Annotated in this window: 15 protein-coding genes; 4 read left to right on the top strand and 11 right to left on the bottom strand. The window is 72.5% G+C overall.

What is annotated here, in order from left to right:
* Positions 1-34 precede the first annotated feature (34 nt).
* Together OG294_RS13110 and pruA are read right to left on the bottom strand one after the other, a co-directional pair.
* The gene (locus OG294_RS13110; RefSeq protein ID WP_327066665.1) at positions 35-964 is read right to left on the bottom strand and encodes a proline dehydrogenase family protein; all 930 of its coding nucleotides are present in this window, start codon (positions 962-964) and stop codon (positions 35-37) included.
* Positions 965-1,091: 127 nt separating this feature from the next.
* A complete protein-coding gene (gene pruA, locus OG294_RS13115; RefSeq protein ID WP_327066666.1) occupies positions 1,092-2,720 on the bottom strand; it encodes an L-glutamate gamma-semialdehyde dehydrogenase in 1,629 nt (542 codons plus the stop codon).
* Positions 2,721-2,907: 187 nt separating this feature from the next.
* Between pruA and OG294_RS13120 the strand changes: the two genes are divergently transcribed.
* The gene (locus tag OG294_RS13120) at positions 2,908-4,548 is read left to right on the top strand and encodes a PucR family transcriptional regulator (RefSeq protein ID WP_327066667.1); all 1,641 of its coding nucleotides are present in this window, start codon (positions 2,908-2,910) and stop codon (positions 4,546-4,548) included.
* Positions 4,549-4,603: 55 nt separating this feature from the next.
* On the opposite strand, the gene OG294_RS13125 is transcribed toward OG294_RS13120, so the two are convergent.
* The gene (locus tag OG294_RS13125; RefSeq protein ID WP_327066668.1) at positions 4,604-5,824 is read right to left on the bottom strand and encodes a hypothetical protein; all 1,221 of its coding nucleotides are present in this window, start codon (positions 5,822-5,824) and stop codon (positions 4,604-4,606) included.
* Between the two features lie 245 nt (positions 5,825-6,069).
* On the opposite strand from OG294_RS13125, the gene OG294_RS13130 reads away from it, so the two are divergent.
* A complete protein-coding gene (locus OG294_RS13130; protein ID WP_327066669.1) occupies positions 6,070-6,525 on the top strand; it encodes a VOC family protein in 456 nt (151 codons plus the stop codon).
* A complete protein-coding gene (locus tag OG294_RS13135) occupies positions 6,522-6,992 on the top strand; it encodes an SRPBCC family protein (protein WP_327071529.1) in 471 nt (156 codons plus the stop codon). Before OG294_RS13130 ends, OG294_RS13135 begins: the two co-directional genes overlap by 4 nt.
* A gap of 25 nt (positions 6,993-7,017) precedes the next feature.
* Here the strand turns inward: OG294_RS13135 and OG294_RS13140 are convergent, their stop codons facing one another.
* Positions 7,018-8,643 carry a hypothetical protein gene (locus OG294_RS13140; RefSeq protein WP_327066670.1) on the bottom strand — a complete coding sequence of 542 codons (1,626 nt, stop codon included), beginning with the start codon at positions 8,641-8,643 and terminating at the stop codon, positions 7,018-7,020.
* Positions 8,644-9,027: 384 nt separating this feature from the next.
* Here OG294_RS13140 and OG294_RS13145 point away from each other — a divergent pair, with 384 nt between their 5' ends.
* Complete coding sequence (locus OG294_RS13145) at positions 9,028-10,350, top strand: MFS transporter (protein ID WP_327066671.1); 1,323 nt, start codon at positions 9,028-9,030, stop codon at positions 10,348-10,350.
* Positions 10,351-10,511: 161 nt separating this feature from the next.
* Here the strand turns inward: OG294_RS13145 and OG294_RS13150 are convergent, their stop codons facing one another.
* The 7 genes from OG294_RS13150 to sufD all read right to left on the bottom strand — a co-directional run bounded on the left by OG294_RS13150 (position 10,512) and on the right by sufD (position 15,777).
* Entirely contained in the window at positions 10,512-11,162 is a 651-nt protein-coding gene (locus OG294_RS13150; protein WP_327066672.1) for a Uma2 family endonuclease, read from the bottom strand.
* Positions 11,163-11,254: 92 nt separating this feature from the next.
* Positions 11,255-11,653 (bottom strand): metal-sulfur cluster assembly factor, encoded by a 399-nt coding sequence (locus tag OG294_RS13155; protein WP_327066673.1) that lies wholly within the window; start codon positions 11,651-11,653, stop codon positions 11,255-11,257.
* Positions 11,654-11,708: 55 nt separating this feature from the next.
* A complete protein-coding gene (sufU, locus tag OG294_RS13160; RefSeq protein WP_327066674.1) occupies positions 11,709-12,161 on the bottom strand; it encodes a Fe-S cluster assembly sulfur transfer protein SufU in 453 nt (150 codons plus the stop codon).
* Between the two features lie 16 nt (positions 12,162-12,177).
* Entirely contained in the window at positions 12,178-13,443 is a 1,266-nt protein-coding gene (locus OG294_RS13165; RefSeq protein WP_327071530.1) for a cysteine desulfurase, read from the bottom strand.
* A gap of 2 nt (positions 13,444-13,445) precedes the next feature.
* On the bottom strand, positions 13,446-14,210 hold the full coding sequence (gene sufC, locus OG294_RS13170; RefSeq protein ID WP_327066675.1) for a Fe-S cluster assembly ATPase SufC: 765 nt from the start codon (positions 14,208-14,210) through the stop codon (positions 13,446-13,448).
* Between the two features lie 2 nt (positions 14,211-14,212).
* Positions 14,213-14,533 (bottom strand): non-heme iron oxygenase ferredoxin subunit, encoded by a 321-nt coding sequence (locus tag OG294_RS13175; RefSeq protein WP_327066676.1) that lies wholly within the window; start codon positions 14,531-14,533, stop codon positions 14,213-14,215.
* Complete coding sequence (gene sufD, locus OG294_RS13180; RefSeq protein WP_327066677.1) at positions 14,530-15,777, bottom strand: Fe-S cluster assembly protein SufD; 1,248 nt, start codon at positions 15,775-15,777, stop codon at positions 14,530-14,532. The genes OG294_RS13175 and sufD overlap by 4 nt, the downstream gene beginning before the upstream one ends.
* Positions 15,778-15,815 lie beyond the last annotated feature (38 nt).

The raw sequence follows: 15,815 nt of genomic DNA on the forward strand, positions 1-15,815 counted from the left end.
AATCCGACTCCGCCGCAGCTCGACCACCGGCTGATCAGCCCCGCGTCGCCATCGCGCGCAGGAAGAAGGTCAGGTTGGCCGGACGCTCGGCCAGGCGGCGCATGAAGTAGCCGTACCACTCCTGCCCGTACGGCAGGTACACCCGCATGGTGTTGCCGGCCTGGGCCAGGCGCAGCTGCTCCTCGGGGCGGATGCCGTAGAGCATCTGGTACTCGAAGCTGTCGCGGGCGCGGCCGTTCCACTCGGCCAGCTGGCCGGCGATCTTGATCATGTTGGGGTCGTGCGAGGCGATCATCGGGTAGCCCTCGCCCGCCATCAGCACCTTGAGGGCGCGGACGTAGGCCAGGTCGACGTCGTGCTTGCCCTGGAAGGCGACCGACTCGGGCTCCTTGTAGGCGCCCTTGCACAGCCGGACCCGGGAGCCGGCCGCGGCGAACTCCTTGCAGTCCTCCTCGGTACGGCGCAGGTAGGCCTGCAGCACCACGCCGAGCCACGGGAAGTCGGCGCGCAGCTCGCGCGCGATCGACAGGGTGGAGTCGGTGGTGGTGTGGTCCTCCATGTCCAGGGTGACCGTGGTGCCCGCGTCGGCCGCGGCCTCGCAGATCCGCCGGGCGTTCTCCAGCGCGATCTTCTCGCCGTCCACCGGGAGGAACTGGCCCACCGCCGAGAGCTTGACCGAGACCTCGGCGCCCGCCGCCAGGCCGGTCTCCTTCAGCGCGGCGAGCAGGTGCTCGTACGCCTCGGCCGTGCCGGCCGCCTGCGCGGCGTCCTTGGTGTCCTCGCCGAGGTGGTCGAGGGTGACCTTGCGGCCGGTGGCGACCAGGTCGTCGCAGGCGGTCACGGCGTCGTCGAGCAGCTCGCCGGCGACGAAGCGCTCGACTATCGCGTGGGTCGGCGGGAACTTCTCCACGACGGTGCGCACCTGCGGCGAGCGCGACGCGGCAAGGAGGGCGGAACGGAGCATCGGTACTCCTGGATCACAGGGTGTGGGGGAGGAAGAGAGGGGTGGGGCGGCGGCCGAGGGTCGGGCCGCCGCCCCGGGAGGTGAGGTCGGCAGGAGGAGAGGACCTCGGGGTGTGACTGACGGACCGTCAGCCCATGTGCGGGTAGCGGTAGTCCGTCGGCGGGACGAAGGTCTCCTTGATGGAGCGGGTCGAGGTCCAGCGGGCCAGGTTCTGCTTGGCGCCGGCCTTGTCGTTGGTCCCCGAGGCCCGGCCGCCGCCGAACGGCTGCTGGCCGACGACCGCACCGGTGGGCTTGTCGTTGATGTAGAAGTTGCCCGCCGCGAAGCGCAGCTTGTGCATCGCGTCCTGGGCCGCCGCGCGGTCCTGGGAGATGATCGAGCCGGTCAGGCCGTAGGGGGAGACCGACTCCATCTGGGCCAGCATCTCCTCGTACTTCTCGTCCTCGTACACGTACACCGCGAGGATCGGGCCGAAGTACTCGTCACGGAAGTACTCGGCCGCCGGGTCGGTGCAGACCAGCACGGTCGGACGGACGAAGTAGCCCACCGAGTCGTCGTAGGTGCCGCCGGCCAGCACCTCGACGGCCGGGTCGGCCTGGGCGCGGTCGATGGCGGCCTTGTTCTTGGCGAACGAGCGGTCGTCGATCACGGCGCTCATGAAGTTCGCCAGGTCGGTGACGTCGCCCATGGTCAGGCCCTCGACCTCGGCCTTGAACTCGTCCTTGAGACCGGCCCAGATCGAGGCGGGGACGTAGGCGCGGGAGAGCGCCGAGCACTTCTGGCCCTGGAACTCGAAGGCGCCGCGGGTCATCGCGGTCTTCAGCACCTTCGGGTCGGCCGACGGGTGCGCGACCAGGAAGTCCTTGCCACCGGTCTCGCCGACGATCCGCGGGTAGGTGCGGTAGCCGGCGATGTTGTTGCCGACCTCGCGCCACAGGTGCTGGAAGGTCGGGGTGGAGCCGGTGAAGTGGATGGCGGCCAGCGCCGGGTGCTTGAGGGCCACCTCGGAGACGGCCAGGCCGTCGCCGGTCACCATGTTGATGACGCCCTTGGGCAGGCCCGCCTCCTCCAGCAGCTGCATCAGCAGGTGCGCGGAGAACTGCTGGGTGGGCGACGGCTTCCAGAGCACCACGTTGCCCATCAGCGCCGGGGCGGTGGGCAGGTTGCCCGCGATGGCGGTGAAGTTGAACGGGGTGATCGCGTAGACGAAGCCCTCCAGCGGGCGGTGGTCGCTGCGGTTCCACACGCCGTCCGAGGAGAGCGGCTGCTCGGCGATGATCTGCCGGGCGAAGTGCACGTTGAAGCGCAGGAAGTCGATCAGCTCGCAGGAGGAGTCGATCTCGGCCTGCTGCGCGGTCTTGGACTGGCCGAGCATGGTGGCCGCGGCCAGCGTCTCGCGCCACGGGCCGGCCAGCAGGTCGGCGGCCTTGAGGAAGATCGCGGCGCGCGAGTCGAAGGAGAGCGCCTGCCAGGCGGGGGCCGCCGCCAGGGCAGTGTCGATGGCCTCCTGCGCGTCGTCCTGGGTGGCGTTGCGCAGGGTGCCGAGCCGAGCCGCGTGGTTGTGCGGCTGGACGACGTGGATCTCGGTGCCGCCACCCATCCGGCGCTCACCGTTGATCGTCATGGTCAGCTGGACGGGCTCCTGGCCCCCCAGCTCCTTCAGCTTCGCCTCCAGGCGGGCCCGTTCGGGGGTGCCGGGGGCGTAGCTGTGGACCGGCTCGTTCACCGGCGCGGGGACCTGGGTCACAGCATCCATGAGCGCGCGCTCTCCTTCGAGTCGTGGGGGACGGCCAGTGCGGGGGTCACACGCGGGCCTTGGAGGAACGTTAAGCCGCGGGCCGGACCACGATGGTTGGCCAGGCGGCTAAAGTCATCCGTACGGCATTGTCCGAGTGGATGAACATCACGCAGCCCGCGCGGCAACACCCCGAAGGAGGCCCCGGATGCCCGCTCCCGGCCTCCCCGTCCCCGGCCTCCCGCTCCGCGGCATCCCGCTGCGCCAACTGCTGATGTCGCTCGGCGAGCCGCTGGTCGAGCTGCAGGCCGCGCCGGCCGGACTCGACGTGCTCGTCCAGGACGTGGCGATCCTCGACCCCGAGGACCCGGCCACCGCCAACCCCGGCGAGCTCATCCTCGCCATCGGCGCCCGCGGCCGGGCCGCGCTGCCCGCGCTGCGCGCCGCCGGACGCGCCAGGGCCGCCGCCGTCGCCGTCAAGCTGGACGCCCCGGGGCAGGCCGACGCGCTGCGCGAGGCGGCCACCGAGGCGGGCGTGGCGCTGCTCTCGGTGCGCCGCGAGACCCGCTGGGAGCACCTGGACGCGCTGGCCAGGGCGGTCATCGGCGGCCCGGACGCACCGGAGAGCGCCGAGAATCCGTCCTCGGGCTCCGGCACCGGCGACCTCTTCTCGCTGGCCCAGACCACCGCCGTGCTGACCGGCGGCATCGTCTCCATCGAGGACACCTCCAGCCGGGTGCTCGCCTACTCCCGCTCGGCCGACTCCGACGAGGTGGACGACCTGCGGCGGCTGTCCATCCTGGGCTGGCAGGGGCCCGAGCCCTACCTGTCCAAGCTCCGCGAGTGGGGCATCTTCCAGCACCTGCGCACCTCGGACACCGTGATCGCGGTCGAGCCGCACCCGGAGCTGGGCCTGCGCCGGCGCCTGGCGATCGGCATCCGGGCCGGTGCCCAGCCGCTCGGCACCATCTGGGTCCAGGAGGGCTCGCAGCCGCTCACTGGACAGGCCGAGCAGGCGCTGGTCGGCGCGGCCCGGGTGGCCGCCGCTCAGCTGATGCGCCGCCGGCGCGAGGTCTCCGCGGACGTCCGGCTGACCCAGACCCTGCTCACCGGACTGCTGGAGGGCAGCACCGGACCGCAGTCGCTGGCCACCCACCTCGGCCTGCACCAGCACCGCCCGGCCACCGTGCTGGGGTACGCGGCCGTCGGCGCGGACCTCAACCGCAGCGAGGTGACCGGGCTGATCTCGGTGCACGCCGCCGCCCGCCACCGCGGTGCGCTGCTGGCGCCCATCGACACCCGGATCTACGTGCTGCTGCCCGAACTGCCCGCCGGCCTGCCGATGGCCACCGTGCGGGCCTGGGCCCAGGAGGTGGTGGACGCCGCCCGCGACCACCTGGGCGTCGAGCTGCGGGCCGCGATCGGCAGCACCGTCAACGGGCTGGGCGCGGTGCCCGCCTCCCGCGCCCAGGCGGACCGGATCCTGGACGCGATGGGGCGCGGCGGCGTGGTGCCCGAGGTCGCCGCGCTGATCGACGTGCAGGCCGAGGTGCTGGTCAGCGAGGTGCTGGCACTGCTCCAGGAGCGCCCGGCGCTGCGCGACCCGCGGCTGTCCGCGCTCACCGAGTACGACGCGCGGCACGGCACCCGGCTCGCCGAGTCGGTGCTGGCCTGGCTGGACGCGCTGGGCGAAGTACGGGTGGCCGCACAGGCGTTGCACATCCACCCCAACACCCTGCGCTACCGGGTGCGCCGGGCCGAGCAGTTGACCGGCATCGACCTCGCCCAGCCGCAGCAGCGGCTGCTGGCGATGCTCCAACTGCGGCTCCCCGCCGACGAGGAGCAGTAGCGCCGCTCCAGCCGCTCCGACCCCGGAGCGGCCCGGCACCTCAGTGCGCGCCGCCTCAGTGCGCGCGCTCCCGGCGCCACCGCTCCCAGGCCGCCAGCCAGAGCCGCTCGGCCTGCTCGACCGCCTCCGGCCCCAGCCCCCGGCTGGCGACCAGCTCCGCCCACGCCGCCTGGGCCGGCAGGCTCGGCACCTGACTGGCGAAGACGGTGTAGCGGATCAGCTCCTCCAGCGCGTCCCGGCCCGCCTGGCCGCCGACCAGCCACTCCACCCGCTCGGCCAGCGCCAGCAGGTGGGCGACCATCAGCCCGACCGCCTCGCCCGCCTCGGCCCGGTCCTCCCCGGCGTAGCGCATCTGCTGGCGGATCGCCGCCTCCCACTGCTCGGGCGGCTCGGCCACCCGCAACCGGCGCGGCAGCTTGGTGCGGCCGCAGGAGAGCCGGTGCGCCCGGTGCGCCATCGCCCGCTCCACGCTGAACTCCAGCAGCGCCCGGTGCGCGTCCATCCCGGTCAGCGCCAGCCGGCTGCGCTGGGCCTGGGCCACCCGCGCCAGCCGGCGGTCCCGCACCTGGCGCAGCAGCGCGGTGCGGCCCACCGTGAAGCGCTCGTAGTCGTCGTGCCGCAGGTGGCTCAGCTCGATGTCGGCGGGTCCGATGCCGCGGCCGCAGATCAGCACCACCGAGCCGTAGACCAGCAGCCGCCCGGCCCACACCGTCCTGGCCTGCGCCGACGGGCCGTTGCCCGCGCCGCGTTCCTCGTGGATCTGCACGGCGACCGGCTCGCCCTCCACGCTGATCCACTCGCGCATCGCCCGCACCTGGCCCGGGCTGTCGCCCTCGTCGATGCCGAGCTGCTCGTAGACCCGGTCGCGCTCGCGCTCCACCAGCTCCTCCAGCTCGGGCAGCGGGGTGTAGCGCTGCACGCCGGGCTGGTAGGTGCGCACGGTGACGTACGGGCCCTCCAGCGAGGTCCAGTCGCCGGAGCGCAGCTCGACCCAGCAGAGCTCGCCGCCCGCACTCTCGCAGCCGGTCATCGCATCGCTGTCCACGGCCGGCGCCGCACCGCCCGCCACCGGCTCGGCGGCCTCCTGCGGCAGCGGCGCCCGAACCTGCGCGACCCCGCGCGCACCGCGCCCGGCCCGGTTCACGCTGTACACCAGGAAGTCGAGCTCCTCGAAGACCGCGACCGGGTCGAGGCCCTGCTCCTGGTCCCGCTCGGTCAGCGCCCGCAGGGCGTCGTCGTCCGGCTCCGCGGCCCAGCTCCCGCTGCTGATCGTCACCTTCGCCGCACCCCCGCGGTTTCGCCCTCGTCCGGTCCCGCGGCCGACCGCGGGCCGGGGGGTATCCGGCAGGTCGGACCGCGTCCGCCCACGATACGTGCGCGTGACCTGCGGGGCCATCAGCTTCCCTCGTACGGTTGGCAGATCGCCCGCTCCCTCCCGCCGCGCGGCGATCCGGCCTAAGGTGTCGCGCCACCATCCCGTACCCGGTGCCGCACCCCTGGACGCGGCCTAGGCTGGACACCATGACGAGCAGCGACGAGGGCGCCCCGCGGGTGCCCGCCCGGATCAGCATCATCACCCTGGGCGTGGCCGACCTGGCCGCCAGCACCGCCTTCTACCGGGCGCTGGGCTGGCAGCTCTCCACCGCCTCCACCCCCGAGATCGCCTGGTTCCGCACCGCCGACTCGGCGCTCGGCCTCGTCCCCTCCGAGCAGCTGGCCGCCGACGCCGGCATCCCGGCGGGCGGCGAGCCGGCCTTCCGCGGCGTGACGCTGGCGGTCAACCTGGAGTCGCCCCGGGCGGTGGACGAGGCGTTCGCGGTCGCCGTGGCGGCGGGCGCCGGCGTGGTCAAGCCGCCGGCCGCCACCGACTGGGGCGGCTACGGCGGCTACTTCGAGGACCCGGACGGCCACCTCTGGGAGCTGGCCCACAACCCGTCCTTCGCGTTCACCGCCGACGGCCGGCTGGACCTGCCCTGAAGACCGACTTCAACCACTACCGGCTGACCAGCGCCTGGCAGCTGCCCGCACCCGCCGCGCAGGTCTACCGGGTGCTGCGCGAGGTGGAGCACTATCCGCGCTGGTGGCCGCAGGTCCGCGAGGTCCAGCAGCTGGACGCCGACTCGGGGCGGCTGCGGATCCGCTCGGTGCTGCCCTACGAGCTGCTCCTCACCGCCACCGCGCGCCGCGAGGAGGCGGCCCCGGGCGGCCGGGGCGGGGTCCTGGAGGCCGCGCTGGCCGGCGATCTGGCCGGCTGGTCCCGCTGGACGGTGCGCCCGGACGGGCCCGGCGCCGCGCTGGCCGTCTTCGAGGAGGACGTGCGCGGCGGCCGGCCGCTGATGCGGCTGCTCGCGCTGCCCGCCCGGCCGCTCTTCCTCGCCAACCACGCGCTGATGATGCGCGCCGGCCACCGCGGCCTGCGCCGCTACCTGCTCGACGGCGGGTAGCGGCGCACGCCGTCCTGCGGCAGCCCTACTGCCGCGACCTCGCCTTGAACGCCGCCTTGCGGGCCTCCTTGGCCACCTGCCGGTCCAGGTGCAGCTCCCCGACCGCCTCCAGCACCCGCGCGGTGTAGGGGTGCTCGACCCGCCACAGCTCGCCGAAGAAGCTCGCCGGGTTGTCGGTCACCGGCATCCCGGAGATCAGCTCGCGCAGCAGCTCGGCGTCGCCCTCGCTGTCCAGCAGCTGGGCGGCGAAGGTGTCCACCGTGGTCCACAGCACCATCGTGCGGTCCGGGGCGGGCACGTCCTCGGCCCCGCGGGAGACCAGCCAGGCCCGCACCCCGCCGCCCAGCTCCGGGTCGCCGAGCACCTCCCGGGCGGCCGGCTCGGCCGCCTCGCCCAGCTCGCCCAGCGCCAGCTGGGCCAGCATCCGGCGCAGCGGCGCGGTGCGGTCCTCGCCGCGCGCGGCGGCCAGCAGCTCCCGGGCGGCGGTCAGCGGCTCGCGGTCCGCCAGCCAGACCCGGATCTCCTGCTCGGGCAGCACGTTGCCGGCCTCCGCGATGCCCTGCAGCAGCGCGGCGGCGTCACCGGTGGCCAGCTCGCCGATCAGCGGCGCCTCGTAGCCCTCGTCCAGCAGCCACTGGCGCACCCCGTACTGGCCCAGCGGAGTCAGCTTGACCAGGCCGAACCGGGCCGCCTCCGCCTCGTCCAGGGCCTGCTCGGCCGCCGCGCCCTGCGCCGCCTCCTCGCCCTCCTCCTCGTCGAAGAGCTCCGGATCGATCGGCTGGTACTCCAGCAGCCCGATCTCGGCGAGGTCGGCCAGCATCGGGTCCAGGGCGACCATCACATCGGTGATGTCGCCGAGCATCTCCTCGTCCGGCTCCTCGCCCTCGGGCACCACCAGCAGCGCGGCCAGTACGCCCAGCGGCACCGTCTCCTGGCCCGGCTCGGCGAAGGCGGTGGCCTCGTAGAGCACCTGCAGGGCCTCGTCCAGCAGCTCCGCGGCCTGCTCCTGGACCTCCTCGTACTGCGCGAGCAGCTCCTCGGCCCGCTCGTCGTCGGCGCGCTCACCGGCGTCCGGCTCGGCGTCCAGCGGCTCGATCTCGACGGCCAGCTCGGCGATCACGTCGGCGGCGGCCAGCCACAGCTCCAGCACCGACTCCGGATCGCCCTGCTCCACCGGGGCCAGCTCCTGGCTGGGGCCCGCCGAGCGCTGACCGGCCTCGTCGTGGGCGACCAGCACCAGCTCCAGGTCACTGGCCAGCGACCAGACCCGCATCGCCTCCAGCACCGCCTCCTCGGAAACCTCGCCCTCGGCCGGGGCCAGGCCCAGGAACCGGGCGGCGGCCTCGCGGTCGGCGTCCAGCAGGTCGCCCAGCTCGTCCACCGGACGGGTCGGGGCGCTCCACCGGGCCAGCTTGACCGCGTGGGCGATCAGCGGGACGGCCAGCGCGGCGGCGGCCAGCTCGGCCTCGGGCAGCAGCCGCACCGGCGGCACCAGCACGGCGAGGTCGTCGAGGTCCTCCTCCTCGTCCGAACCGTGCGCGCCGTAGAGGTCGGCGAGCTCGAAGTCGGCAGGCAGCAGGCTCTCGCCGGGCTGTGCGTCAGGCCCGGTCGCCGACGGGTGGTCAGGGTTCTTGCGGCGTCGAGCGGCCATCGGGCGCGTTCTCCTCATGAGGGCGGGTCTGCACTGCACTACGTCAAGGCGGGTCTGCACGGTGTCACAGCAGGGTGTCACGGCGGGGTGTCACGGCGGGGCGCACTGCGATCAGCGTATCGGCCGGACCGGCGGCGGCGCCCGTCCTGCGGGGGGCGCGCGCCACTCATGCGCGCCCCTGTCGCGCCACCCCGTATCCTTCGACTGGACCCCGTGCACACCCCGCGCGCGGTCCTGCCTGGGCAAAGCCGCCCAGCTCTCGTCAGCACAGCTCGCACCACCACGGATCTCCCGCACCATGGCCACCACCACAGCGCCACCGGACGGGCGCGTCGGCCTCCCACGCCGGCCCGCGGTGGTGCCCGGCCACAGGAGACCCCTGCCATGGCGGACCTCTCCCCTGCCGGTCCCGGCCTGCCCAACGCGCAGTTGTCCGGTACCCGGCTCTCGGAGGCCCTGCTCCCCCTGGAGCTCGCACCACGCACCCAGCTCCAACTCGCCGCGGTCAGCCGCTGGAACGCACTGCGCGGCGTGCGCGTCGGCCTCTGTGCCGCCGCCCTCCTCCTGCTCCTGATCGGAGCCAACCTCGCCACCCCGGTCTACCCCCTGCTCCAGCAGCGGCTCGGTCTGACCGCCTTCGACACCACGCTGCTCTTCACGGTCTACGTCTTCGCGCTGGTGCCGGTGCTCGCCGCGGTGGGCCACTGGTCCGACCTGGTCGGCCGCCGCGCGCTGATCCTGCCGGCCGTCTGCCTGGCCGCCAGCGGCGACGCGATCTTCGCCACCGCCAACAGCTTCGGCCAGCTGGCCGCGGGCCGGGCCGTCCAGGGCATCGCGGTCGCGCTGGCCACCGGCGCCGCCGGCGCGGCGCTCGGCGACCTGCTGCCCGACCACCCGACGCTGGCCGCCAAGCTCACCCTGGCCTGCTCGGCCGGCGGCGTGGCGCTGGGCCCCGTGGTCGGCGCCTCGCTCGCGGGCGGCTCCCACCCCCTGCTGACGCCCTTCCTGGCCCATGCGGTCGCGCTGCTGGTGCTCTGCGTCCCGCTGGCCCTGGTGCACCCCCGGATGCCCGGCGCCCGCCGCCCGCACAACGCGCCCCCGCGCGTCACCGCCCCGCTCCACCTGCGCCCGCGCCGCCTGGCGCTGCCCGCCCAGGGCCGCCGCACCTTCCTGCTCGCGGCCGGCGCCGGCTTCGTCTCCTACGCCGTCTTCGGCGTCTACCTGAGCCTGGCCCCGGCCTTCTCGGCCGGCCTGCTGCACACCCACTCACGCATGGTCGGCGCCGTGGTCGCCGCCCTGCTGCTCGGCTCCTCGGCCCTCGCCCAGCTCCTCATACCGCCCACCACCGACCGCCGCCTGATCGCCCTGGGCATGACCGGCCTCGCCCTCGGCCTGGCCCTGGTGGTCACCGCCCAGTACGCCCACCAGCCGGCCCTGCTCTTCCTCGGCAGCGTCCTCGGCGGCGCCTGCCAGGGCATCGCCTTCCGCTCCCTGTTCACCACCGCCGTCGCCGCCATGGACCCGGCCCGCCGCGCCAGCGAGATGAGCACCCTCTGGGTCATCGTCTACCTCGGCAGCTCGCTCCCCATCGTCGCCGTCGGCGCCCTCTCCCAGCACTACGGCCTCCTCCCGGCCGTCAGCGGCTTCGCCGTCATCGCCGCCACCGCCTGCCTCGCCCTGGCGGGCGCCGTGCTGCGCCGACGCTAGTGCCGCGTCAGGCAACCTTCGCCCCGTCGCGACGCCCGGCACGCACTCTCGCCGCACCGGCCGAAAGCCCAAGTACGTCCAGTACGAGGACTTCCGGCCGGCACGCCGACAGCACGCACCGGACGCCGCTCCTTGACGGGCAAAAGTTGCCTGACGCGGCACTAGTCGTCCCAGGGGCGCCAGAGCTCGGTGCGGAACTCGACGTCGAACGGCTCGGGCAACCGCACCGGCTCGCCGAACTTCCAGCTCTGAAGCTCCTCGTAACGGCCTGCGAAGCGGTCGGGGTTGCCGTACAGGGTGATCCCCGACCGCTTCGGGTCCCGATCGATCAGCAGGTAATACGGCACGCCGGTTCGGGCGTATCCGCTCCACTTGGTCGCGCGACAGCCCTGAACAGGCTCCCGGTCATCGTGGGCGCTGGCTCTCGCCGTCACTTCCATGACCAGCTCAACCTGATCCGCTCGCGGAAACTCAAAGGCCCCGGCCCAACCTTCGGCCTCCGTCTGCTGGTGGAGAACCAGCAGATCGGGGATGTAACCATCGCCGATCCCGGCCAAGTCAAGCCCGAGCAGCTGAATGGCCCGCCAGGGAAACCGGGAATCGGCGATCCCCCGGCCACAGATCTCCTGCTGGATATCCCCAACGATGATGGCATGTGCGAGAGTCCGGCCAGGTGACACAACGACGTCCCCCGCGATCACTTCCACCGGAACGTTCTTCGGCACCCGCAACCAGTCGGCCAACTCACCCCGCAGCCACATCACATACGGGAAGTCAGGCAACGGGAAGTGCGCGATCGCGGCTTCGGACACAGCACCCAGGGTAGGCAGACATACCGCTGCCGCGTGACTCATTCCCCCGAAGGAGCGAGTCACGCGGCAGTGGATTGACCGTACGGCGAGCCTCAGACGTTGAACCCCAGCGCCCGCAGCTGCTCGCGACCGTCGTCGGTGATCTTGTCCGGGCCCCACGGCGGCATCCAGACCCAGTTGATCCGCAGGTCCTGGACGAGGCCGTCGGTGGCCGTCCTGGCCTGGTCCTCGATGACGTCGGTCAGCGGGCAGGCCGCGGAGGTCAGCGTCATGTCGATGGTGGCCACGTCGGACTCGTCGATGTGGATGCCGTAGATCAGGCCCAGGTTGACCACGTCGATGCCCAGCTCGGGGTCGACGACGTCCATCAGGGCCTCGGTCAGGTCCTCGACGGAGACGGTGCCGGCCGTGGTGCCGACGATGACCGTCGGGCCCTCGGTCGGGGCCTCGGCCTCAGCGGCGGCCGGGGTGCCGGCCTCGGTGTCGCTCATACGCAATCGGTCCTCAGAAAGTCGACAGATGGTCGGCAGGAAGCCGGCCGGTCGGTCAGTCGGTGATGGCGGGCTGCTCGGCCAGCGCCTTCGCGGTGGCGTCCTTCCAGGCCATCCAGCTCAGCAGGGCGCACTTGACCCGGGCGGGGTACTTGGAGACGCCGGCGAACGCGACCGCGTCCTCCAGCACCTCCTCGTCGCCCTCGCCCTGGCCCTTGCTCTGCATCAGTTCCAGGAACGCCTCCTGGATGGCCTGCGCGTCGCCGACCGTCTTGCCGACCACCAGGTCGTTCAGCACCGAGGCGCTGGCCTGGCTGATCGAGCAGCCCTGCGACTCGTAGGAGATGTCCGCGACCACCGGACCGTCCAGCCGCACCCGCAGGGTGATCTCGTCACCGCAGGTCGGGTTGACGTGGTGCACCTCGGCGTCGCCGTCCCGCAGCCCCTTGCCGTGGGGGTTGCGGTAGTGGTCCAGGATGATCTCCTGGTACATGGAGTCGAGCTTCATGGCGGCGTCACCCTCCTCAGCCGAAGAAGTTGCGGACGTGGTGCAGGCCGTCGATCAGCTGGTCGACCTCGCCCGGCGTCGAGTACAGGTAGAACGACGCCCGGGTGGTCGCCGGAATTCCGTACCGCAGGCAGACCGGCCGCGCGCAGTGGTGACCGACGCGCACGGCGATGCCCTGCTCGTCCAGCACCTGGCCCACGTCGTGCGGGTGCACGTCGCCGAGCACGAAGGAGATCGCGGCACCGCGGTCCACGGCCGTGCGCGGGCCGATGATGCGCAGGTCCGGGACCTCCTGCAGGCGGTTGACCGCGTACTCGGTGATCGCGTGCTCGTGCGCGGCGATCCGCTCCATGCCGATGTTCGACAGGTAGTCGATGGCCGCGCCGAGCCCGACCGCCTGGGCGATCGGCGGGGTGCCGGCCTCGAACTTGTGCGGCGCGGGGGCGTAGGTGGACGAGCCCATGGTGACGGTCTCGATCATCTCGCCGCCGCCGAGGAACGGCGGCAGGTCCTCCAGCAGCTCCTGGCGCCCCCAGAGCACGCCGATGCCGGTGGGCCCGAGCATCTTGTGACCGGTGAAGGCGACGAAGTCGGCCTCCAGCGCCTGCACGTCCAGCACCATGTGCGGGGCGGCCTGGGAGGCGTCGATCAGCACCAGCGCGCCGACGTCCTGGGCGCGGCGGACGATCGCCTCGACCGGGTTGACGGTGCCGAGCAGGTTGGAGACCAGCGTGAAGGAGACGATCTTCGTCTTCTCGGTGATCAGCTGCTCGATGTTGGACAGGTCGAGCCGGCCCTCGTCGGTCAGCCCGAACCACTTCAGCTTCGCGCCGGTGCGCTGCGAGAGCAGCTGCCACGGCACGATGTTGGAGTGGTGCTCCATCTCGGTGATGACGATCTCCGCGTCCGCGTCGACGCGGTACGGCTCGTCGGCCCAACCGAGCATGTTGGCAACCAGGTTGAGCGACTCCGAGGCGTTCTTGGTGAAGATCACCTCGTCCCGGCTCGGCGCGTTGATGAACGCCGCGACCTTGTCCCGGGCACCCTCGTACAGCGCGGTGGCCTCTTCGGCCAGCACGTGCACGCCGCGGTGCACGTTGGCGTTGTGCTGCTCGTAGTACGCGTTGAGCGCCTCCAGCACCTGCCGGGGCTTCTGCGAGGTGGCCGCGTTGTCCAGGTAGACCAGGGGCTTGCCGTCGTGCAGCACGCGCTGCAGGACCGGGAAGTCCTTGCGGATCGCGTCGGTGTCGAGCAGACCGCTCAGCGCCGAGCCGGAGAGGATTGTCACTCGGAAGCGCCGCCCTTCACGTAAGCCTCGTAGCCCTCGTTCTCCAGCTTGTCGGCCAGCTCCGCGCCACCGGACTCGACGATCCGGCCGGCCGAGAAGACGTGAACGTAGTCGGGCTTGATGTACCGCAGGATGCGGGTGTAGTGGGTGACCAGCAGGGTGCCGACCTCGCCGGTCGCGCGCACCCGGTTGATGCCCTCGGAGACCTGGCGCAGCGCGTCGACGTCCAGGCCCGAGTCGGTCTCGTCCAGGATCGCGATCTTCGGCTTGAGCAGCTCCAGCTGGAGGATCTCGTGGCGCTTCTTCTCACCGCCGGAGAAGCCCTCGTTGACGTTGCGCTCGGCGAAGGCCGGGTCCATCTGCAGCGTCGCCATGGCCTCCTTGACCTCCTTCACCCAGGTGCGCAGCTTGGGGGCCTCGCCGCGGATCGCGGTGGCCGCGGTGCGCAGGAAGTTGGAGACCGAGACGCCGGGAACCTCGACCGGGTACTGCATGGCCAGGAAGACACCGGCCCGGGCGCGCTCGTCGACGGACATCGCGAGCACGTCCTCGCCGTCCAGCAGCACCTCGCCGCTGGTGACGGTGTACTTCGGGTGACCGGCCAGGGTGTAGGCCAGGGTGGACTTGCCGGAGCCGTTGGGGCCCATGATGGCGTGGGTCTCGCCCTGCTTGACCGTCAGGTCGACGCCGCGCAGGATCTCGCGCGGGCCCGACTCGGTCTCGACGGAGACGTGCAGGTCACGGATTTCAAGGGTTGCCATGCTCAGGACTCCTGGGTGACGGAGACGAGCACATCGTCCCCTTCGATCTTTACGGGGTAAACGGGGACCGGCCGGGTGGCGGGCAGTCCCGAGGGCTTGCCGGTGCGCAGGTCGAACGTGGAGCCGTGCAGCCAGCACTCGATCCGGCAGTCCTCGACCTCGCCCTCGGAGAGCGAGACGTTCGCGTGCGAGCAGATGTCGTTGATCGCGAACACCTCCCCCTCGGTGCGCACGACGGAGATCGCCAGACCGCCGCCCAGCTCCACCCGCTTGGGGGTGTCCTCGCCCAGCTCGCTCAGCGAGCAGACACGCTGGTAGCTCATGCCACGCCCGCCAGTTCGGCCTCGATCTTGGCCATCAGCTGGTCGTGGAGCTCGGCCACGCCGATCTGCTGCACCAGTTCGGCGAAGAAGCCGCGCACCACCAGTCGGCGCGCCTCCTCCTGCGGGATGCCGCGCGACTGCAGGTAGAAGAGCTGCTCGTCGTCGAAGCGGCCGGTCGCCGAGGCGTGGCCCGCGCCGACGATCTCGCCGGTCTCGATCTCCAGGTTCGGGATCGAGTCGACCCGGGCGCCGTCGGTGAGCACCAGGTTGCGGTTGTGCTCGTAGGTGTCGGTGCCGGTCGCGGCGGCGCGGATCAGCACGTCGCCGACCCAGACCGCGTGCGCGTCCTGGCCCTGCAGGGCGCCCTTGTAGACCACGTTGGACCGGCAGTGCGGGGTGTCGTGGTCGATCTGCAGGCGGTGCTCCAGGTGCTGGCCGGCGTCCGCGAAGTAGAGGCCGAACAGCTCGGCCTCGCCGCCGGGGGCCGCGTAGGTGACCCGGGGGTGGATGCGCACCAGGTCGCCGCCGAAGGTCACCACGACCGACTTGAGCGCGGCGTCCCGGCCGATCAGCGCGGTCTGCTGGGAGGCGTGCACCGCGTCGCGGTCCCAGTCCTGGATCGAGACGAAGGTCAGCTTGGCGCCGTCGCCGACCAGCAGCTCGACGTTGGCGGCCCGGGTGCCGGTACCGGTGTGGTTCAGCACCACGACGGCCTCGGCGAACGGCTTGACGTCGATCACCACGTGGGCGAACTTGACGCCGCCCTCGCCGTGCACGTCGATCCGGACCGGCTCGGTGAGCACCGCGTCCTTGGGGACGGTGACCACCAGCGCCTGCTCGAAGGCGCTGAACGCCTGCGCGGCGACCCGGTCGACGGGCTTGCCGGCCTTGCCGATCCGCTCGTCGTCGCGGCCGACCAGGTCGGCGGTGACGCCCTCCGGCAGGCCGAACTCGACCTTGTCCTCACCAGCGGCGTTACCGGCCGCGGTGCCGTCGTGCAGGCCGGCCAGGCGGTGCAGCGGGGTGAACCGCCAGTCCTCCTCGCGGCCGGTGGGCACCGGGAAGTCGTTCACGTCGTAGGAGGGCTGGACCGCGACGCGGGCGTCGATCGGCTGCCGCACGCTGTCCCGGCCGGTGCCGGGCCCGGCGAGCTGCGCGCCGGCACCGGCGGTGCCGACCTCGATCGAGCCGGCGGTGGTGGAGCCGGGGGTGTTCGCTGCGACATTCAAAGGCGTGTCAGCCATGGCTGTTCGTGTTGCTCTCTTCCTGAAAGTGTGGGCGG

Origin of the sequence: Kitasatospora sp. NBC_01302 (genome assembly GCF_035976515.1) — a bacterium.
In the GTDB taxonomy this organism is placed as follows: domain Bacteria; phylum Actinomycetota; class Actinomycetes; order Streptomycetales; family Streptomycetaceae; genus Kitasatospora.

Coding starts and splice junctions, on each gene's coding strand:
- OG294_RS13110 (WP_327066665.1), bottom strand. CDS start 964: ATGCTCCGTTCCGCCCTCCTTGCCGCGTCGCGCTCGCCGCAGGTGCGC.
- pruA (WP_327066666.1), bottom strand. CDS start 2,720: ATGGATGCTGTGACCCAGGTCCCCGCGCCGGTGAACGAGCCGGTCCAC.
- OG294_RS13120 (WP_327066667.1), top strand. CDS start 2,908: ATGCCCGCTCCCGGCCTCCCCGTCCCCGGCCTCCCGCTCCGCGGCATC.
- OG294_RS13130 (WP_327066669.1), top strand. CDS start 6,070: ATGACGAGCAGCGACGAGGGCGCCCCGCGGGTGCCCGCCCGGATCAGC.
- OG294_RS13140 (WP_327066670.1), bottom strand. CDS start 8,643: ATGGCCGCTCGACGCCGCAAGAACCCTGACCACCCGTCGGCGACCGGG.
- OG294_RS13145 (WP_327066671.1), top strand. CDS start 9,028: ATGGCGGACCTCTCCCCTGCCGGTCCCGGCCTGCCCAACGCGCAGTTG.
- OG294_RS13155 (WP_327066673.1), bottom strand. CDS start 11,653: ATGAGCGACACCGAGGCCGGCACCCCGGCCGCCGCTGAGGCCGAGGCC.
- sufU (WP_327066674.1), bottom strand. CDS start 12,161: ATGAAGCTCGACTCCATGTACCAGGAGATCATCCTGGACCACTACCGC.
- sufC (WP_327066675.1), bottom strand. CDS start 14,210: ATGGCAACCCTTGAAATCCGTGACCTGCACGTCTCCGTCGAGACCGAG.
- OG294_RS13175 (WP_327066676.1), bottom strand. CDS start 14,533: ATGAGCTACCAGCGTGTCTGCTCGCTGAGCGAGCTGGGCGAGGACACC.
- sufD (WP_327066677.1), bottom strand. CDS start 15,777: ATGGCTGACACGCCTTTGAATGTCGCAGCGAACACCCCCGGCTCCACC.